Origin of the sequence: Acinetobacter legionensis (assembly GCF_048551735.1) — a bacterium.
Classification (GTDB): Bacteria; Pseudomonadota; Gammaproteobacteria; order Pseudomonadales; family Moraxellaceae; genus Acinetobacter.
Window position 1 is genome coordinate 134,756 of the sequence record NZ_JBIMBV010000011.1, and the last position, 19,671, is coordinate 154,426.

A 19,671-nucleotide genomic window follows, 5' to 3' on the forward strand; every position below is an offset into this window, starting at 1 on the left:
TTTTTCTAAGGATGAATGAAATGAAAATCTTCTGGTTTATTCCTACTCACGGTGACAGTCGTTATTTAGGTACAAGTAAAGGTGCTCGCCAAGTTGACCATGCTTATATGAAACAAATTGCTGTAGCTGTGGATAATCTGGGCTATGAAGGTGTACTCATTCCCACGGGACGTTCATGTGAAGATCCATGGATTACTGCTGCGAGCTTGATTGATGCGACTAAAAATCTAAAATTCTTGGTTGCGTTACGTCCTGGCGTAACAACACCAGCGCTTGCAGCACGTATGGCTGCAACTTTTGATCGACTATCCAATGGTCGGGTTTTACTCAACCTCGTTACAGGCGGCGATGAGCAAGAATTGAAAGGTGATGGCGTATACGAAGACCATGCTTCACGTTATAAAACAGCAGCTGAATACACCACGATTTGGCGTGAAATTTTAAAACGCTCACATACGGGTGAATCATTTACCTTTCATGGCGAACGTTTAAGTGTAGACGATGCTAAGTTACTTTATCCACCCATTCAAGCGCCTTACCCACCACTTTGGTTTGGTGGATCTTCTGAAGATGCGATTGAATTAGCTGCTGAGCAAGTTGATACTTATTTAACTTGGGGCGAACCACCTGCTGCAGTAAAAGAAAAAATTGCAGTGGTGAAAGCCAAAGCCGAGACTAAAGGTCGTCAACTTAATTATGGTATTCGTTTACATGTCATTGTTCGTGAGACCAATGAGCAAGCATGGCAAGCTGCCAATGAACTAATTCAATATGTAGATGATGCGACGATTGCAGCTGCACAGAAAAAATTTAAACAAATGGATTCTGTCGGGCAACGCCGTATGGCTGAGCTACATAATGGTGATCGTAGTAAGCTTGAAGTATCACCAAATCTTTGGGCAGGGGTCGGACTAGTTCGTGGTGGTGCGGGTACTGCTTTAGTCGGTGATCCTCAGACTATTGCAGATCGCATTCAAGAATATGCCGATTTAGGCATCAATACCTTTATTTTCTCAGGCTACCCACATTTGGAAGAATCCATTCGCTTTGCTGAACTGGTATTCCCATTACTGCCATTGGAAACACGTAAGAAACTCACACAACCTAATTTGACTGGACCATTTGGTGAAATCATAGCCAACAACTACACACCTGAAGAAAATAAAAAACCGTTACAGGAGCCTGCATGAATGCCATAATTAAAAATGCTGCTCCAACCAAAAGCAACGCAGTTTCACGTGGAACTAAACAAATCGGGCAGCGTTTACTGCCTTGGTTTGTGCCGATTTTACTGATAGTCATATGGCAAATTGCCTCTAAAACGGGGCTACTTGAAAGCCGTGTTTTACCTGCACCGACAGCGGTAGTCTCTGCATTTTGGACACTTTTAGTCAGCGGTGAGCTTTGGCAACATGTCAAAGTTAGTGCTGGTCGTGCGCTACTTGGCCTCTTCGTTGGTGGTGGGCTCGGCTTATTTTTAGGACTACTTAATGGTTCATCAAAAGTGGCATCCAATTTACTGGATACCACCTTGCAAATGATCCGAAATATTCCAGCATTGGCCCTGATTCCATTGGTTATTTTATGGTTTGGAATTGATGAGTCTGCAAAACTATTTTTAGTGGCTGTCGGTGTCTTTTTCCCGATTTATATCAATACCTATCACGGAATTCGCTCAGTTGATCCTCAATTGATTGAAATGGGAAAAAGCTATGGATTAAGCAGATGGCAACTTTATAAAGAAATTATTTTACCGGGCGCAATGCCTTCAATTTTAGTGGGTTTACGCTTTTCACTGGGGTTGGTTTGGGTACTACTGATTGTGGCAGAAACAATTTCCGCACAATCTGGAATTGGTTATATGACCATGAATGCGCGTGAATTTTTACAAACAGATATCGTGCTGGTGGGTATCTTGCTGTATGCCCTTTTAGGCAAACTTGCAGATGTATTTGCACAATTTCTAGAAAAATACCTATTGCGTTGGCACGCAGGTTATCAAAAATAGGAGTCTGATATGACCGATTTAAGCATTAGCCAATATGCCAATGACTTGGTGGCAACAACCGAGATTGTTGAGGAAGAACAAGCAAAAATTGGTGCAGAAATTTCGATAGAACAACTGCATAAATATTATGGTGAAGTTAAAGTTCTTGAGGACTTAGATTTAAACATTGAAGCTGGTGAATTTGTTGCAATTGTGGGACGTAGTGGTTGTGGTAAAAGTACCCTACTGCGTTTAATTGCCGATTTAGAACAACCCAGTTATGGTGAAATCAAATTTAAATCTTTATTAAATTTCCGTGAAGGGATCATTGCAGATGATATTCGGGTGATGTTCCAAGATCCACGCTTATTGCCATGGAAAAGTATTCTAAAAAATGTGCAATTGGGTCTAGCCAAAAACCAATTTTCTAAGGCTGAGCAATTATTAGAAAAGGTGGGATTAAAGGAGAAATCTGGACTTTGGCCATCACAGCTTTCTGGTGGACAACGTCAACGAACGGCGCTTGCTCGTGCTTTGTCACATACACCGCGGGTCTTATTACTGGATGAACCTTTAGGTGCTTTAGATGCATTAACAAGACTAGAGATGCAGAGTTTGATTGAAAAATTATGGTTAGAACAAGGTTTTACCACCATTCTTGTTACTCATGATGTCAGTGAAGCTGTTCAACTCGCAGATCGTATTATTCTTTTGGATAAAGGTCATATTGCCCAACAGTTTCAAGTCGATTTGCCTCGTCCGCGTCAAAAAGGGGTGGCATTTGCAGAACTCGAACAACAAGTTCTCAGCGCTGTGCTTGCAACATGAACAACAACGCAAGGTATTGCATCAAAATATTTTTGCCCTTGCAGATATACCTTGCGCGACATGTTCCTGATCTTGAATAATTAAATTTTTAGATTTGGATGTTTAGATCGCATAGAAAATGTTCGCTGTCATAAACATGTTAAAGTTTTTAACTGTTTCTATTGATTAAAAATAATTTGAATATTTTAAAGCAAGCGCATTTTCTTAAATGAAAATTAAATAATGCTATTTAAGATTATTTAATTTTTAAATTAACCTTATACTAAAAAATGTCACAAAATTTAAATATTAAGTCATAATTGACATAATTTTAATATAAGATTTGCTCCAGTTTAGTGCAAAATTATATAATAGGGATCTACGATCGACTTAATAATAAAACTTCATCATTATTTATCAGAAATATACCAAAATAATGCTGCTTTCTGTGCACAAATCAAACATTTTACCGTACAATTTAATAATCAGTTTTTCGATTAAAGATGCGATGGAACAAAAAAAGAGTGCTCAAAAACGCCAGCAGCTGCTCAATGCTGCACTTGATGTATTTTCTGTCTATGGTTTCAATGGCGCAAGTCTAGATGAAATCGCTCAGTTAGCAGATATGCATAAATCCAATATTTTCTACTACTATGAAAATAAAGAAGCCTTATATGTTGAAGTGCTAACGACAGTTATGCAGAAATGGTTAGCACCGTTGCAATCGCTTGAGTCAGAATTGGAACCGACAGAAGCATTGTCGCATTACATCATGACCAAAATCGAAATTTCTAGAACTCAGCCAAAAGCTTCAAAGCTTTTCGCGTTAGAAGTGATTCAAGGTGCACCACATATTTTACCGATCCTAAAAGGCCCGCTTAAAAAGCTCTTTAAACGCAAAGCCAAAGTTATTTTAAACTGGCAGGCGCAAGGTAAAATATCAGATCAAATCGATGCTGAATTGTTGATTATTAATATTTGGGCACTGACCCAAAATTATGCAGACTTTAGCACTCAAATCGAAATGGTTACTGGTAAAACTTTGCGTAATAAAAGTATGTGTCAACGCGCAATTGAACATACCATCCATATGACTTTATATGGTGTGTTACCGCGCAATTAATCATCCAATAGACATATTGGTTATTTTGGCAAACGGCCATAGAGTTCTATGGTCGCCAAGACTCAAATTTAAACTTTTTCTATTATTCACACAAACTAAGTCTTTAATAAATAGACTGATATAGTTTTAACAACTTTTGTGCACCCAATAATAAATTATCTTCCCAATCTAAATGTGCTGTGTCATTTGCACCGTCAGTAATATATTTAATCGAAACCAACCGCACATCTAGTTTTTTACAGACTTTAGCTAATGCGTAGCCTTCCATATCGACTAGATTACAGGTCACTTTGGGTTTTCCTGTTTCAAAACTATCACCTGTACCACAAACACCCTGTGCTAAATGTGGAAAATACGATTCTAAATGAATTTCGCTTGGCAAATACTCATCCATTGGTGTAACCCCCACATCAAAACCGAGTGGAGAAACATCCATATCGCGTTGCACAAAAGTTTTTACTTCAATCAACTCATGAGCATTAAAGAAAGAACTACCGGCACTCCCTAAGTTTAATATGGTTTTACAGCCAGTTTTCTGAATGACATCAAATGCAGTATAGGCCGCGTTGATCTTGCCAATCCCACTATAGTGGACGGTGATACCTGCTTGCTCAAACAACCCTTTAGATTCATTGGGTAAAGCCATAATCAATGCAATATCGTCTTTCATATATATTCAGAATTAAAAATTTTTCTTATTAAAATTGAAATTCAAATCCTGATCAATCTTATTGTTAACTCAAAATTTTAAAATCATATACAAATCACTACTGTACCTATAACTTCGATTGCTCATAATGTTTTAATAGAAAAATAGAGATGAAAATAAATGAATATCCAAATTATCGTGGGCAGTATTCGAGATGGCCGTGTTGCGATCAAAGTCGCAGAATGGTTACTTAAAGAAATCCAAAAACTCGACTTTAGTACCCTCAATGTTGAAATTGTAGATTTAAAAGAATGGGATTTGCCTTTCTTTGCTGGGAAAAACTCACCCGCCTCAGGAATCTATGATCAGCCCAAACAGCAAGAATGGGCAAAAAAAGTTGCTTCTGGCGATGCCTTTATTTTCATTACACCAGAGTACAATCATGGCTATAGTCCTGTACTGAAAAATGCCATCGACTTCGTTTATAAAGAATGGCAGCGCAAACCTTCGGCTTTTGTCAGCTATGGGGGTACCAACGGTTCACGTTCAATTGATCAAATCAAACAAGTCTGCGCTTTTATTGGTATGATTGACTCCAATGCAGTTATTGAACTGCGAGATATTGGGCAACGTGGTAAGAGTGAAACCTTTGAGGGGAATGAGTTTGATAATAAAGCAGTCAAGTCTGTGGTAAACAAACTCATCCAATATGCCAATGTCTAAAATCACATTGTACGCTTTAGCTTACATCACTTGCATGCATTGACGGCTAGGTAAGTTTAAGCAAATACCCTATTCTACTGACATAGGGAACAGGAAGTTTCCCAGACGTAAAACAATAATAATCGGTCTATACATCAGGAAGTGAGGTAGAACAGGAGTTTACCTAGCGAACCAATATGAAAAAGCCCCGTCAGGATGATGGGGCTTTTTTTATACTTTAAACAATTTAATTTTGCCCAACTGTTAATGACTGATCACCAATACATTTACATCCGCAAGATAAAGGTGAATTATGCTGCGCAGCGGGCTTTCCCATCACCAACATATGATTATCACCTGCAACAATGCTGGCGACACACTTGTGTTTGGGACAAGTCGCCTTATCGCCTACACATGCAATCGCTTTACCATCAATCAGAAAAGAAGACTGAGCAGAAATAATTTTTCCCCCACCTGTCGTGGGTGATCCTAATGTGATATATGGAAGTGCCATAGTGCCTACCTTTTATTGTTTTGTTATTGAATAAAATTTATAAAACATCGAACTCAATACGGCGATTCTTTCTACGACCCTCATCCGTTGCATTATCAGCAACAGGTTTGGTTGAACCCAGACCTGCTGTGCTTAAACGAGTCGGTGCAATGCCTTTCGTAGTTAAATACTGCTTCACCGCTTCAGCACGTTGCAAACTCAAATCCTGATTCTTCTGTGGATTACCTTGGCTGTCAGTATGACCCACAATTTTAACATTTTTACCTTGCACTTTATTTAATGCAACCACCATCTCGTCTAAGATTTGTGTACCTGTTGGGGTAAGTACGGCTTTGCCAGATTCAAACTCAATAATTCGATTTTTTAGTGCATTATCAATCACAGATTGCTCAGCAGCATTCACTGAAATTTGAGAATTAAATCGATAAGGTGGCTGAACTAAGGATTGGAATAAACTGGTGGTTGGCTGAATATCAGTTTGTACACCCATTTTTCCAACCAATTCAACTTGAGTACCTCGTACAGAGAGCTTACCTTGGCTAATCTTCTTTAGATCTGGGGTAATCACACGTGTAACCGAATCACTCCAGCCATTTGGTGCGGATACGGCTCGAATTTGGATTTTATCTACAACCTGATCATCACCATAAACCGCTTTTAATTTCGCCAAGATTGCTTGTTTGGTCATGTCATTCGGCACAGCACCTTCAACCACAATCGGTGCAGCAAACATATTGAATGAACAAAATAAGCTAGAAATAAGCGCAAATTTTTTCAATATTTTGACTTGTTTATTTTTCATATCATTATTCATCTATAAATGTTTGTCTAAAAAGTTTCATGCCTTGAACCAGACTCAATTGACGTTCGCATAAAGACTGTTCAAGCGCTGCTAGACCTGCATTCTGTTCCAAATAGGCATCAATCCATAGTGGTTTGACCAAAGATACCCAATGATCATTTTGCATATTTTGAGTGAAAATATTACTTAAAGCCGTGATATCTGCCCCTTGGAATCCAAATAATAAAATTGGAGACTCTTGGTGAAGAATACCAATCAAGATCTCTGTATTACTTTTTTCTAAAAAGCGTCCGATTAAGTTGACCCAAAACGCGGCAATTTCATAGCAATAATTATGATTATTAATTGGTAAAATAAGTACCTTAGATAACTTACTGGTACCGTGTTTAAGCACAGGCTGAAGTAACAAGCCCAAGCCCAGCATACTTTGCGCCAACTCATAAGGCGTGATCTTCATCATTTGCGCAAATGAATGCATGGTATGATTTTCAAAAAAGTCCTGCGTTTTTAATTCAGGCAAGACCTGTATTTCATGATCAATTTCACCCAGCTTATTGATCAATACTTCAGGATCACGAATGGTTCGGATGCTTCGATTTTTTTGAAATAAATCAATCAATACCGGTTTATATTTAAACGGCGCATAGAGTAAGTTTTGAAAAGGATGATCAACTTCTAATAACTGACTTAAGACCATTGGAAATTGACGACCAGAACTGTCTTCACTGGTCACCATATTTGCCGCAAGAAACATTCTTTCCTTAGGGTTTGCGATAAAGAAGTCTAAAGGCGCTAATGATTCATAAGCTTGATTAAAATTTTCTTCTCGCATTGCAAGCTCTAAAGCTTCCGTAATCCATTGATCAATCACTTGAATCAATGAATATTGCCCTTTTGTTTTCAGAAAATCACCACGTGCGGGACATTTTCCATAATACAACGGTGTAGACTTTATCGTTTGCATACTTTAATCCCTCGCGTCAAATCGTTTCCTTGAATCATTGAGCCACTCCTTTTCCAGCAGCATTTGCCGCATTGCCAGCAGGTGCTACAGTTGAGCTTGCTGGTGCGGTTGTCTGAGGCTTAGGTGCAGCTGCTACCGGTGCAGTCGCACCGCCAAATGGTGAAGCCGCTGGTGAGTTTGCACTTACGGTAACAGGCGCTGCCTGTGCTGCAACAACCAATGGTGCTTTAGGACTTGTGACTCGATCAACCAGTTTTAATCCAACATAGCCACGATTAGAACCAATTGGATTTGAAGCATTACCACTAATTAAACGGAATTGAAGTTTCACAAACAAATCACTGTTTTGTTTGCTTGCCCATGTCATTTCAAAGCTTCCATTCAATGACTTACGTTGTGCACTATCGATTAATTTATTGATTCCGTATTCACCCGGCTCATCAAATATAGTATGGGTTTGTCCATCTAAATCGATTGCCGTAATCCGTGCTCCTGGTATTGCACCAGGATTTGGCCACATGAAGTTGACCCATTGTTGGATGCCATTTTCATAAACCAAACGCTGTCCATCAATATCAATGGTATAGGACAATAATTTATTGTTAGGGATAGGATAGAATTGGAAGTTTGACTGATTGGTTGCAACCGGCGCCCCCCCTGCTGCTCCAGCAGATGCACCATTAATTGGCGTAGTATATTGCTCAAAATTCATAACGAATTCAGGATTCAAGCCAATCCCCATGTTTTTCCATGTCTTCGATGACAATGTATAACCACGACGAATAACAAATGGATCAAGAGTTTCTTTTACAAATTTAGCAATGCTACCGTTATCACCAAAAATTTGACTAATTTCACTACTGGTCGCTTGAATCGTTCCAGATGAGTTAAATGGCACTTTTTGTGAAAGTGTTTGGCTAAACGGTTGGAAAGCTTGCAAGGTCCAGAGTTTATTTATTTCATCCTGTGCTGGAGTCAACAAACTATCAAAAGATTGGGTTAACGGGCTCACCAACAATTTCTGAACCATTTGCTGATCCAACTCACCTAAACCTACCGTCAATTTTTCATCAACAACTTTTTGAGTGGTGTTGAAAACTGAAGTTTGATCATTAATAGTAAGTTTTGCTAGGGCCAAAGCATTTGGACCAAAGTCACCTGCACTACGTAGATCATTCAATTTACTTCTGACTTGTGCCATATTCTGTAAATAATCATCTAGCAGTGATTTGTTCTGTAAATCATCACGTTTACGAACCAATTGGTAGAATACTTGGAATTGTTGAGAAATCTGCCCTTGTGCTTGATTCGATGCACGTTGGATATCATCCGTTTTACCTTGTCCTAAAACTTTACGCTTAAACCAAGCAACAAATCCGGTTTGTGGCGCAGCAAGTTCAGCTTGAACAATTGGATTATCCCAACTGGTTTCTTTTGCAACACGGTCAATATAGGTACGGATTGGAGAGTTTTGTGGCTCACCCAATACATCCATGACCTTAGCTTGTTGAACAAAATCAGGCCCTTTCGCATAGTGAGTGGCATTAATAAACTTTTTCCATTCAGCAATATATTCTTGTTTATACAACTGGGTTAACTGTTTACGAATTTGGTCAGGGCTACCACTAAAAGTTAAATCGTCTGACTGTGTACTATTCAACACCCAATCTTTGGTATCCGTGGGTTTATTCGCAGCTTCTTCAATGGCTTTATCGACATATTCATCCCATGCTTTTTGGGTAAATATACCAGGCAATGCATAACCACCCAGCATGACATTCCGATTGGTTTCACCGACAATTTGGGCCACGGTCACAGCTGGGAATCGAACCGCCGCGCGCATTTTAATTTCATTATAAACGCGATCACGGGCAGGCATCCCTCGTACAACAGAAAGCAATACTTGACGAGTTTGATCTACCAACTGCGCATCAGACTCTAACACTGGAAACTTTTTATCATTGGCTAAGGTCATTGAATAGCTCAATATTTTTTCAGCTTTTTGAATCATTTCTCCACGTGGCATTTGCCCACGATTGGTATCTAGCCATGAACGCCAGAAGCGAGTGACTTGGTCACTTAAATGACTCGCATCCATATATTGTGGATTGCTCATCATCAAATAGGCTTTTAACGCATTGTAAGCATCTTGCGGATTGGTATCAGAAGGTTCTGATGCAATTTGTGTCGAAGACGCTTGCTTAATTTCAACATTGACATGATTTTGTTTAAGCGTCTGCTCATTGCCTTTTACACGTTGTAGATATTGCGCAATGTTTTGCTGACTTGGTGCTAAAACAATCTGTTTCACACCTTTTAAATATTCAGCTTTTAATTTTTCTTTTAAGTCATTGCCTTGATATAAACCAAATGAAAATTTCAATGGACGATGCTGATCAAAATCATCCAATTGCTCTAAGCGTTGTTGCAAAATCAGTAAAGCATCGATTTGGGTTGAAAGCTCTTGACCTGAAGTTTGCTCCATTTGCACAACTTTATTTAAATCGGCCTGAACATCTGCAATCAATTGTTGATTATTACGATAAGACCATACCCATAAACCCAAAATAATGGAAACACCTAATAATGATGCAATAAACGCCAAATAACGTTTACGTTTTGTGGTCGGGTTAATATGTTGTTTAACTAGGTTTTTATCTTTGAGAATGACTTCTGAGAATAGCCCTTTTAAGAAATAGCCATGATTCTGAGAAATTGAATTTTGTGGAATACCATGTTCACTATTGGGGATTTTAGTCAGCTGAAAATCATCAACAATCTGTTCCGTCATCGGACTTTCTATCACGCCTTCTTGTAAAGCACTCGTAAAGTAAAAGCCACGGAAGACTGGTTTAAACTGATACGGATTTTCTTCAAATAAAGTACCAATAAACGTTTTTAATACAGGTTTTAAAGTCTTAAATTCAAGTGGGAAAGTCATCACACTTGGCGAAATATTTTGCGCATGACGGCGACTTAAATGGGTGGTACTGACCCCTTTTAGTCCATCATATAAAATATTGTAGTGCTTCTCGAAATGTTCCACAGCATTCTGTGATGATTCAGAGTCATAAGGTAAGGTTGCGCCCCAAACTTGATCAAACTCAGCAGATTCATAACATTCAAAAAATTCAGTGAATCCTGCAATCAAATCCATTTTAGAAAAGACCAAATAAACAGGTGCAAAAATTTCTAAACGTTCAGTTAAGTCTTGAATACGCGCTCTTAAACTTTTCGCTAATTTGATCGATTTCTCAGGGCTTTGACTAACCAACTCAGCCACACTAACAATCACAATTAAGCCATTGATCGGCGCTTTAGAGCGGTTCTTTTTCAGAATATTTAAAAAGCCTAACCATTCTGAATGGTCTTCTGAATACACAGAGTATCGACCAGCTGTATCCAACAATACCCCTTCTGTTGAGAAAAACCAATCGCAGTTTCGGGTACCACTGAGTCCTGAAGACACCACTTTTTGATGGGTCTCTTCAAAGGGAAATTTTAATCCAGAATGGTAAATTGCTGAGCTTTTTCCCGCAGCAGGGTTACCAATCACCATATACCAAGGCAACTCATAGAGTGCTGCGTTACCACTTTTATCACCCAATTTAGACTTACGAATCAATTGGATCGAATCTTTCATCTGCTGATTGATCAGATTTAATTCTTCTTTATCTTTTTGTTTTCCATATTCAGCAGTGGTGTCTTGTTGAATCGCTTCAGCCAATGCTTCACCTTGTTCTGCATGTTTACGACGCTGGATCAACCAGTAGATGCCGTAAATCACCAACCCAAGAATGTAAGCTGCAACCATCATAAAGAAGTACTGACGCGGTACTACACTATATGAAGAAACGATCGCAACCAGAATCGAAAGCGCAATCACCAGTTTCGGATTTGTGATGTACTGCCATGCATAGCTTAAAATTGTTTGTATCATTTTCTCTATTTCTTTCTAAATTTATCTGTAAGTTCTATGCAAACTCAGTCCCAACAATCACTTGGGTTTGCTGATGTTCAGCACTATAAACATAACCGTACAACTCATCTTTAAAGTGCAAACTCAACATAAAACCAAAAACTTTGGCTAAGGGTTGGGTATGGCCTAGGCTATTTTTACTGTAAAGATAATGATGCGCTTCAATAGCTGTTTCGGCAAAGTTTTGTTCAAGTTTCTTTAACAGCTTGATCTCTGCTGGGTCGTCTAAGACCAAGACAAAGGGCTGTTCTTGATCAAACTGTTCTGCTTGGTCTAAATTCAACTCTTTTAATGTTTTAGATGCCTGATCAGAATTTAAAGCAATTCGAATATACTTTATTGCTTGTAAATTTTGCAATTCGACCTGGGTATTTGTCATACAACAAGTACTGATATACTCAGATGGAATATATTTTTCAGTCATCCACGTCCGATCATCTATGGTTTCTTGATCAATTTCTGAATCTACTGCAATAAACAGTGATACCTCAGAATCCAAAAGTTGGGTTCTTTTTAGCAACTTAATCCAGTCTTTATACGCAGTTGTTTCACCCCAATAATGATATTCAGTGCCAAATTGCTGATCGAGAATGCCCAGTTCAGTAAGATAATGGTGAACCAATTCTGAAGCTGAACTTTCATCCCAGCTATGGAATAAATTTTCTGGCAAAATAATGTGAATATTCAAATAATTAAGTCGAGGTACTGCTTCTGCGACCTGTTGTTCAATCGGCTCATCTTCATCGTCATGATGAGGGTCAATCCAAGCAGGATGCATACGATATTCATGTGCAAGTTTGGCATCATAAAAGAGTGCGGAGTTTTTTAGGTGCTCTGCAATTTGATATAAAGTTTCAGTATTCTGTTCTAATTGCTGCTGAATTAATGCACTTATACGCTTTTGACGACTAGAAAGACTAGATGCCTCATCCTCTAACGGTTCTTCAATATCTTGAACACGGAATGAAAGAATCGGTAAACCATAACCATTGACCAATTGCGAATCAAGTTCAGGACTTGCCACATCTTGAAGCTGATCAAGCTGTGCTTCATTTTCGCCTAAGGCACTTAAGCTTGTGGCTGAATAAACTTTCAAGTCTACCCATTCAATTTTTTCTTCAACTTTAGCTTCAGTGATTTGTTGTTCTGAACGTTGCTCTGCCTCAATTCTTTGTTGTTCTTTCTTCTCTTGGTGGCTTTGATAAATCTTTTTGATCAACATTGGGCTCAGGATTAACAAAGTAATCGCAGCTGGAATCACGCCAAAGAAAATCAGAAAATCTTGCCCATTTGGGTCATATTTAATATCACGCCAATAAAATACCACGATTACCGAAACTAGTAATATGGTACTGATTAAAGTTCCTAAAATTATTTTGATCACTTATGACACTCCAATCAGTGCATAACACGTTTCATCATTGTCACTTTGAGTTTTTGGCATCACAAAAGCACCTTGTGCCAAACCAATTTGTGTTGTTGAGCTTAGTTGTAAAGGCTGGACTTCCTCTTTTGCCAAGACTAAACGTAAATCGACAAATAAGGTTGGACTACACCAACTTTGCAGAATTTTTTTTAACTTCTTACTTAATTTTTTCTTGGGTAAAAATTCTAAATACTGTGCATGGCTCAACGGTCCAATTTGAATCTCGATTTTTCCATCTATTTGTCGAATCGTCTCTCCACAGAATGTATTTACACCTAACAAGAAAGGTCGGTCCCCTCCCAAAGTAGTTTTCTGCTCATTCCCGAGTTTAAACTTTTCAGTAATATATTCTTTGACTTCAACTTGTTGATTGAATACACAGGTCAACATTGTCTTTAATGCATGAGCTGTATTATTTTGACCCTGCATAAGCCCAGAAAACTCAGCAAAATAGTCATCTAGATCACTCTGTTGATGTTGTGTCCTAATATAACCATTTAAAGCATGCAAGATTTCTAAGTAATTATTTTCTTTTTCAACTTCATAACGTACAGGCAAGTTATAACTTAAACTTGCTTCAACAAATTGAGCCGTAAGCTTATGATTAAATAAACCTAGAAACTTTTGAACTTCAACACGCTGTTTACGCGGTGTTTGTTTCACTTTATTAGTATAGGTATACGGCATTGCACCTTGCATACCGGTTAAACCGACAATCAAATTTGTAAGATGAATTTTTTCGTCTTGTTGTTCGAGTAATTCAATTTCATGTTTTGGAAAGTTCAAGTTTAATGAACTTTCAAAAAGAAAATCGTCAGACCAATTCTTTAAAAAAGCGGTATTGGGCGCATGTCTAAATAATCGTGTGGTTTGTATAAATTCAAAAGCTGTAGGGGTTTTAAAAAGCTCATCAATTACAGAAGCTTCTTGCCACCAACGTTCTGTACGCATTGGTATAACTCCTGTTTTGTATTTAAATCTCGAACAAAAACGTCAACAAAGCTGTTCATCTGTACTTTTAAGTTAAAAATATGACTGATCAATTCGCTGAAAATATATAAGCTATGCCCTCTAAAGACTTGGACATCGACATCCATTAAAACCTTAACCCCGCGTACAAACATTGGAAAGGGTTTGGCTTCAACGAGTTTATTGGTGATTTCAAATTCAATTTTTTTAATTGCATCAATAATTAAATGATTTTCTTTAGATTTAGGTAAGTTATAAAGCTCTAGCAATTCTTTAATATGACTTACAGCATCACCTTTCATTAAGGCTAAAGTATTTAATGAAAGGTGCGAAATAATACGCCATTGTTCATTCTTATTTTTTTCAAATTGGAAGGGTGCTGTAGGTCTCTTTAACACCAATGCACGACGAGCAACGGTACTGTCATTCAAGTTCAAGACGTTGTTTGACTGACCCAAAGCTTCGTGCGGTAATTCACGATTGGAACATAACAACTTACAACTAACAAAATCAGACTTAATACTGTGTGGTTCTAATTGTTTAGAAATAATCGAATAGCCCGTTTCTACATATTGATTTTGTAAAACCGTTGGATTTAACGCATAAAAAAACTGAATATCGTCACCATGATAATGACTCATCGCAAAGAAAGGTAGAATTGGGTAAACCACTTGATCTTGATTACTTTTTTCACGGATTAAATTCATTTCAACGATTGAATACACTTGATAGAATTCAGGATGATGTGCATCTGTCATTAAAGGATATTCTAAGTTTTTATGATTGATTTTTTGTGGCTCAGCTTGTTTCTCAAATAAATTGACGACAGGGCTGGTAAATAACTTAAAATTTGCCACATTCAATTCTGAATAGTTGCGGATGATGGCTTGATCATTTAAATTCAGTTTTAAATGGATTTGAACTTCAAAACTCAAATTTTCTTCTTTTAATAATTTTAAAAAATCTAAATTCAAATTTAAATAACTAAACTTTTCAGGAAAACAGAAATATTCGATTAATAATCGATAAGCATGATGTGTATGTTGATCAACGGGCAATAAACTTTCATTTTCATCAAAACCGATCACTTCAAACGGATTTTTTATCGGCACAACCTTGTTATTGATGCGAAGACTAAAACTGGTTTCTTTATGGAAAATATGATCTAAAACTTGCAAAGGAAAGTTTGAAATGGCATCCAGATAAATGGGCAGCTTTTCATTTTTTAACCAATTTTTAGCAGGGTTTAATAATTCAAATTTTAAATTTAATGTCGCATTTTGGTTTAAATGAATATGTGCACTGGGATTGGTTTGAAAACTCAGACTTTCCAGTTGAATAGGCAATAATTTAACTTCAGCACTGGTATTAAACTCACATTGGACACCTTTGAAACTTCTTGACTTTAAAGTGGTTCCTTTGGGAATAATGTGAACATCCTTCAATTGTTTTTGCTTATTTAAGTCTTCAAAACTCACCACTGAACACGCTGGAAAATGACGTAAATATTGAGGAAACATTACCTCAAATAAAGAACGGGTAAAGATGTCGTAACTATCAGCTAACTTTTTATCGATACGTGCAGCAATTAAAGAAAATGCCTGTATAAGGCGTTCAATATGAGGATCATCAATTTGTTCTTGATTTAAAGATAATCGTTGTGCAATTTTCGGGTATTTATCTGCAAAAGCACGAGACTGCTGTCCAAATTCTTGTAATTGCTTTTCATAATACGGTAAAAGTTCTTCTATCACGACATACCTACTTTATTTTAAGATCTGGCAGAAATCACATATTGCTGTGTTGTTGGCTTAAGTAAGGCATCAAAAATTACAGGTTCATAAAGTGGGTGAATATTTAAATAAGCTTGAATGCTTAAACATAACGAGCCAACATTTTGGTCATCTAACTGCATTTCTACTTTAATTTGTTTTAAGCGTGGCTCATGAGCAGCAATCGACTGTTCTATAGATTGACAGATAGTATCCCGATCAGTTGGATTTGCGGTTGAAAGTCCAACAAAATCAATAATACCAAACTGTATGATAGACTTTTTGACTAAAGGGAAATCATCGATTTCCAAATCCAGTTTGGCAATTCGTGTATTTAATAAGTCTTCTAAATCATGGGCAACAGACTCTCTTAACTCATGAATAGAAAGCCCTTTTATATAATCATCTTCAACAATTAAACGATCAAATAGTGTAGATCGAAATCCATAGGGGTAAAGTTGATCTAAATTCATAATGTATATTCTAATAATATGAAACAGATAGGGACCCAAGTCCCTATCTGTTTCAACAAACAATTAAGCAGCGTAAGATGCAGTATTGTTAGAAAGAGACCATTTCTTAGTAACGGCACCTTTAGCAGAACCGTTAATATCTTGTTGATTATAAGTCCACTCAACCGCAGCATATTTTAGACCAAATGCTTCAGTTGGAACACCTTCTTCATTTACCGTAGGCGTTACACTTGAAACAAGTACATGCTTAAGTTTGATTTGAAGGTACTTAATACGTTTGTCACCATTTGCGCGGTAGAAGTCAATTTGAACTTCATCAAATGTATAACCCGCAGAACATGCTTCCCAAAGTTTTGGACTAGTTGCATCCAAATCTTTAACAAAAAGCATATCTGAGTGTTCTACACGTTCAGCAGTATGACCACCAACGCTTGAAGAAGTCGCAGATTTTGGCTGACGAATATTATGAGACCAAGAATTAACTTCTAGCCAATTTTTGTGCTCAGAATCACGTGACTCGCCATCAACTTTGTACTTACCTTGAAATTGAACGTATATATCTTTCATTGGATTTACCCTTATTTTTTAAAGTTATTATTTAGCCACGCTCTATTTTAATTCGAGGACTGAGGTAACTCAGTGACAAGTCGCAAAGAAACCGACAACTCATCTAGCTGGAAATGCGGTCTTAAGAAGACCACAGACTTGTAGTGCCCTGGCTCTGCAGGATTCTCTACAACTTTTACAGAAGCTTCACGCAATGGATACTGCGCTTTTGCTTCTTGTGAAGCACCATCATCAAGCAATACATATTGTGATAGCCATTCATTTAAAAATGCTTCTACATTACCTGCTGAAGCAAAGCTTCCGACTTTATCTCGCATCATTGCTTTTAAGTAATGTGCAATTCGAGAAACAGCCATGATGTATTGGATCTGGCTAGATAAGGACGAATTCGCATTTGCTGTATCACTATCATACTTCTTCGGTTTTTGCGTAGACTGCGCACCAAAAAATGCTGCGTAATCTGTATTTTTACAATGAACTAATGGAATAAAACCTAAGTCACTCAGCTCTTTCTCACGACGGTCAGTGATCGCAATTTCTGTTGGACACTTAAATACAACTTCACCGTCATTGGTTTTAAAAGTATGTACTGGTAAGCCTTCGACCATACCACCACCTTCAACACCGCGAATCGCAGCACACCAACCATGGAGATCAAATGCATTGGTCAAACGGGTACCAAACGCATAAGCTGCATTCATCCACAAATATTCATCATGGTTTTGCCCTGAAACTTCTTCTACAAAGTTAAAGCCTTCAGTCGCCCAACCTTCTTTTGGATCATAAGGCAAACGGCCTAAAACGCGTGGCATTGTCAACGCAACATAACGAGCATCATCACTTTCACGGAAAGAACGCCACTGTACATATTCTGCTGTTTCAAATACTTTTGAAACATCACGTGGACGATCAATATCAGTAAATGATTCAAGACCTAACATATTGCTGCTTGCTGCCGAAATAAACGGAGCATGTGCTGCTGCTGCAACATGTGAAATCTGTTCTAACAGATACATATCTGAAGGTGTGCGGTCAAACTCAAAATCACCGATCAATGTCGCATAAGGTGCACCACCGAATGATCCATATTCTTCTTCATAAACTTTTTTAAACAAGGTGCTTTGATCGAAATCTGTTGCACCTTGAAAATCTTTGACCAATTCTTTTTTCGTTGTATTTAACATACGAATTTTGATCAATGGATTTGATGGGGACTCTTGACAGAAGTAATACAAACCACGCCAAGTTGATTCAATTTTTTGAAACTGCTCATTGTGCATGATTTTACTGAGCTGTTTTGAAATCAACGCATCTATTTCAGCAATACGTTTATCAATCGACAAAGACATATTTTCTGAAACAGTGATTGTTCCTGCCATTACTTCTTTGGCCAACTCACCAATCAAGCTTTTAGCACGGTCATGCTCTTCGTCATTGCGTGCAATTCGGCTGCGTTCCACGATAGAATCAAGTAAACTTACTTCTTCTACGGCTGCATCTTGCGCAGTATTGGTTTGTAAATTACTCATTTTCAGGACCCGCCTCAGCACTTAATTTACGAATCTGATCAGTATTTTGTAAGACTTCATCCAGTAAATCTTCCAAACGCTCACTATTTGAAATTTTGTTTCTCAAATCTGTTAAACGTTCACGAGCTTCAACTAATTTTCTCAATGGCTCTACTTGTTGTACTACTTGTTCTGGTCTGAAATCTTCCATCGATTTAAAAGTTAAATCGACTGACATACGCCCACCCTCTTCAGTTAACGTATTTTCAACTTGATATGCAGCTCGTGGAGACAATGACTCCATCACTTCATCAATGTTTTCTAAGTCGACATTGATAAATTTTTTATCTTTTAATTTGGTTTTTTCTAACTCAGAAGCAGCTGAAAAGTCACCTAAAACACCCACAACAAACGGTAGTTCTTTAATTTCTTTACCATCACCGACTTCAACATCATAAGTCAGTTGAACACGTGGTGGTCGGATTCGCTGTAATTTCTTCTGTACACTTTCACGTTTTGACATTTTTGTTATCCATTAATTTGGGCAATAAATTATGTTGGGAAATTCGGTCTTGGTGCTGATGACGTAGACTTCGGTTTCGCTGGCGTCGCAGTAGGCTTTGTAGCTGGTTTTGTAGCAGGCGTTGAGCGTGTTGGTGTAGTACGACTCTTCTGAGGGCGACTTACCTTCTGAGGACGAGCACGCTCTACAACTGGAGCACTTTCCTGATTTTTTTCAACCAAAACTGCTGCTGGCATTGCTTGTCTAACTGCGTCAGTAAAACTTTTTGCAACAGGATAGGTTTTATCCTCAGTCAAATATCTCATTTCACGCGTACGCATTTTATTCAATGCGTCAGAAGCTAAGCCAATTCCTGCAAGGAATTTGACATCCGTTAACTCATTGCTTTGTATATTTTGCGCTTCTAAATAATTAACAATTTGGATGGCTTTATCATTTTTCCCAATTTGCTGAAACTTTTCTGCTGCCGAGACCAACAGTTTGTTTTTATTGTCTTTATTTTTCTTATCACACAATTGTGAATAGACCGCCAACAACTCAGGATTAGTTTCTCCCTCAACCATTGGGTAATCTTTTATACAGGATCTTTTTAGTTTGATTTCACCATCCGCGTAGACAAATGTAGTCGCCAATGATGTGCCAAGAACTAAAATATATGGAATAAAATTCTTCAAAATCCAACCTCAATATTTACTTGATTCAGTTATTCAATAAATTTACTTTTGATGTTTTATAAATATGTATAATTAAGCAATTTCGTTAAAGACTTAAAAATAAGACTAAAAAAACGTGCTCTCGTCAAGTTAAATTTCGTATCAATATTTTAACCGTTTGATAAAAATGACTTTTTTAATTGGTTGTATAATATACATAATATCCTATCTTCACAAAAGTTTTTTTTTATGT

At 37.6% G+C, this 19,671-nt stretch carries 17 protein-coding genes and 2 pseudogenes; 5 read left to right on the plus strand and 14 right to left on the minus strand.

Going from position 1 to position 19,671, the window contains the following annotated elements:
* The first annotated feature begins 20 nt into the window (after positions 1–20).
* The 4 genes from ssuD (at position 21) to ACG9ZL_RS11930 (ending at position 3,917) form a co-directional block, all read left to right on the plus strand.
* Positions 21–1,190: an FMNH2-dependent alkanesulfonate monooxygenase gene (gene ssuD / locus ACG9ZL_RS11915; protein WP_419360129.1), complete on the plus strand. Its 1,170-nt coding sequence runs from the start codon at positions 21–23 to the stop codon at positions 1,188–1,190.
* Positions 1,187–2,008, plus strand: coding sequence for an aliphatic sulfonate ABC transporter permease SsuC (ssuC, locus tag ACG9ZL_RS11920; RefSeq protein ID WP_336953840.1), 822 nt, complete (start codon positions 1,187–1,189; stop codon positions 2,006–2,008). The genes ssuD and ssuC overlap by 4 nt, the downstream gene beginning before the upstream one ends.
* Positions 2,009–2,017: 9 nt before the next feature.
* The gene (locus ACG9ZL_RS11925) at positions 2,018–2,815 is read left to right on the plus strand and encodes an ATP-binding cassette domain-containing protein (RefSeq protein ID WP_336953841.1); all 798 of its coding nucleotides are present in this window, start codon (positions 2,018–2,020) and stop codon (positions 2,813–2,815) included.
* A gap of 487 nt (positions 2,816–3,302) precedes the next feature.
* Entirely contained in the window at positions 3,303–3,917 is a 615-nt protein-coding gene (locus ACG9ZL_RS11930; RefSeq protein WP_016539535.1) for a TetR/AcrR family transcriptional regulator, read from the plus strand.
* Between the two features lie 103 nt (positions 3,918–4,020).
* On the opposite strand, the gene ACG9ZL_RS11935 is transcribed toward ACG9ZL_RS11930, so the two are convergent.
* Positions 4,021–4,587 (minus strand): 5'-methylthioadenosine/S-adenosylhomocysteine nucleosidase family protein, encoded by a 567-nt coding sequence (locus tag ACG9ZL_RS11935; protein WP_336953842.1) that lies wholly within the window; start codon positions 4,585–4,587, stop codon positions 4,021–4,023.
* Positions 4,588–4,746: 159 nt separating this feature from the next.
* On the opposite strand from ACG9ZL_RS11935, the gene ACG9ZL_RS11940 reads away from it, so the two are divergent.
* Positions 4,747–5,289, plus strand: coding sequence for an NADPH-dependent FMN reductase (locus ACG9ZL_RS11940; RefSeq protein WP_336953843.1), 543 nt, complete (start codon positions 4,747–4,749; stop codon positions 5,287–5,289).
* Positions 5,290–5,515: 226 nt separating this feature from the next.
* Here ACG9ZL_RS11940 and ACG9ZL_RS11945 read toward each other — a convergent pair whose 3' ends face one another.
* The 13 genes and pseudogenes from ACG9ZL_RS11945 to ACG9ZL_RS12005 all read right to left on the minus strand — a co-directional run bounded on the left by ACG9ZL_RS11945 (position 5,516) and on the right by ACG9ZL_RS12005 (position 19,439).
* Complete coding sequence (locus ACG9ZL_RS11945) at positions 5,516–5,782, minus strand: PAAR domain-containing protein (RefSeq protein WP_004723549.1); 267 nt, start codon at positions 5,780–5,782, stop codon at positions 5,516–5,518.
* 37 nt (positions 5,783–5,819) lie between these two features.
* Positions 5,820–6,596 (minus strand): OmpA family protein, encoded by a 777-nt coding sequence (locus tag ACG9ZL_RS11950; RefSeq protein WP_512700345.1) that lies wholly within the window; start codon positions 6,594–6,596, stop codon positions 5,820–5,822.
* Positions 6,589–7,080: pseudogene (locus tag ACG9ZL_RS11955) on the minus strand (type VI secretion system-associated protein TagF); the annotation flags it as partial. The pseudogene ACG9ZL_RS11955 and the gene ACG9ZL_RS11950, both read right to left, overlap by 8 nt.
* A gap of 71 nt (positions 7,081–7,151) precedes the next feature.
* Positions 7,152–7,548 (minus strand): annotated as a pseudogene (gene tagF, locus ACG9ZL_RS11960) (type VI secretion system-associated protein TagF); the annotation flags it as partial.
* 34 nt (positions 7,549–7,582) lie between these two features.
* Positions 7,583–11,488: a type VI secretion system membrane subunit TssM gene (gene tssM / locus ACG9ZL_RS11965; protein WP_336953846.1), complete on the minus strand. Its 3,906-nt coding sequence runs from the start codon at positions 11,486–11,488 to the stop codon at positions 7,583–7,585.
* A gap of 34 nt (positions 11,489–11,522) precedes the next feature.
* Complete coding sequence (locus ACG9ZL_RS11970; protein WP_419328487.1) at positions 11,523–12,911, minus strand: hypothetical protein; 1,389 nt, start codon at positions 12,909–12,911, stop codon at positions 11,523–11,525.
* Positions 12,912–13,904 (minus strand): type VI secretion system baseplate subunit TssG, encoded by a 993-nt coding sequence (gene tssG / locus ACG9ZL_RS11975; protein WP_336953848.1) that lies wholly within the window; start codon positions 13,902–13,904, stop codon positions 12,912–12,914.
* Positions 13,868–15,676, minus strand: coding sequence for a type VI secretion system baseplate subunit TssF (gene tssF, locus ACG9ZL_RS11980; RefSeq protein ID WP_419360131.1), 1,809 nt, complete (start codon positions 15,674–15,676; stop codon positions 13,868–13,870). Before tssF ends, tssG begins: the two co-directional genes overlap by 37 nt.
* Positions 15,677–15,693: 17 nt before the next feature.
* A complete protein-coding gene (gene tssE, locus ACG9ZL_RS11985) occupies positions 15,694–16,167 on the minus strand; it encodes a type VI secretion system baseplate subunit TssE (RefSeq protein WP_034617192.1) in 474 nt (157 codons plus the stop codon).
* A 63-nt stretch (positions 16,168–16,230) separates the two neighbouring features.
* Positions 16,231–16,734, minus strand: coding sequence for an Hcp family type VI secretion system effector (locus ACG9ZL_RS11990; RefSeq protein WP_004723558.1), 504 nt, complete (start codon positions 16,732–16,734; stop codon positions 16,231–16,233).
* Between the two features lie 47 nt (positions 16,735–16,781).
* Positions 16,782–18,263, minus strand: coding sequence for a type VI secretion system contractile sheath large subunit (gene tssC, locus ACG9ZL_RS11995; protein WP_336953850.1), 1,482 nt, complete (start codon positions 18,261–18,263; stop codon positions 16,782–16,784).
* Entirely contained in the window at positions 18,256–18,765 is a 510-nt protein-coding gene (gene tssB, locus ACG9ZL_RS12000; RefSeq protein ID WP_004723560.1) for a type VI secretion system contractile sheath small subunit, read from the minus strand. The genes tssC and tssB overlap by 8 nt, the downstream gene beginning before the upstream one ends.
* A gap of 29 nt (positions 18,766–18,794) precedes the next feature.
* Complete coding sequence (locus ACG9ZL_RS12005; RefSeq protein WP_419360133.1) at positions 18,795–19,439, minus strand: hypothetical protein; 645 nt, start codon at positions 19,437–19,439, stop codon at positions 18,795–18,797.
* Between the last annotated feature and the right edge of the window lie 232 nt (positions 19,440–19,671).

Bases quoted from the DNA above. Each gene is read 5' to 3' on its own strand.
- ssuD (WP_419360129.1), top strand. From the start codon at position 21: ATGAAAATCTTCTGGTTTATTCCTACTCACGGTGACAGTCGTTATTTA.
- ssuC (WP_336953840.1), top strand. From the start codon at position 1,187: ATGAATGCCATAATTAAAAATGCTGCTCCAACCAAAAGCAACGCAGTT.
- ACG9ZL_RS11925 (WP_336953841.1), top strand. From the start codon at position 2,018: ATGACCGATTTAAGCATTAGCCAATATGCCAATGACTTGGTGGCAACA.
- ACG9ZL_RS11930 (WP_016539535.1), top strand. From the start codon at position 3,303: ATGGAACAAAAAAAGAGTGCTCAAAAACGCCAGCAGCTGCTCAATGCT.
- ACG9ZL_RS11935 (WP_336953842.1), bottom strand. From the start codon at position 4,587: ATGAAAGACGATATTGCATTGATTATGGCTTTACCCAATGAATCTAAA.
- ACG9ZL_RS11940 (WP_336953843.1), top strand. From the start codon at position 4,747: ATGAATATCCAAATTATCGTGGGCAGTATTCGAGATGGCCGTGTTGCG.
- ACG9ZL_RS11945 (WP_004723549.1), bottom strand. From the start codon at position 5,782: ATGGCACTTCCATATATCACATTAGGATCACCCACGACAGGTGGGGGA.
- ACG9ZL_RS11950 (WP_512700345.1), bottom strand. From the start codon at position 6,596: ATGAATAATGATATGAAAAATAAACAAGTCAAAATATTGAAAAAATTT.
- tssM (WP_336953846.1), bottom strand. From the start codon at position 11,488: ATGATACAAACAATTTTAAGCTATGCATGGCAGTACATCACAAATCCG.
- tssG (WP_336953848.1), bottom strand. From the start codon at position 13,904: ATGCGTACAGAACGTTGGTGGCAAGAAGCTTCTGTAATTGATGAGCTT.
- tssE (WP_034617192.1), bottom strand. From the start codon at position 16,167: ATGAATTTAGATCAACTTTACCCCTATGGATTTCGATCTACACTATTT.
- ACG9ZL_RS11990 (WP_004723558.1), bottom strand. From the start codon at position 16,734: ATGAAAGATATATACGTTCAATTTCAAGGTAAGTACAAAGTTGATGGC.
- tssC (WP_336953850.1), bottom strand. From the start codon at position 18,263: ATGAGTAATTTACAAACCAATACTGCGCAAGATGCAGCCGTAGAAGAA.
- tssB (WP_004723560.1), bottom strand. From the start codon at position 18,765: ATGTCAAAACGTGAAAGTGTACAGAAGAAATTACAGCGAATCCGACCA.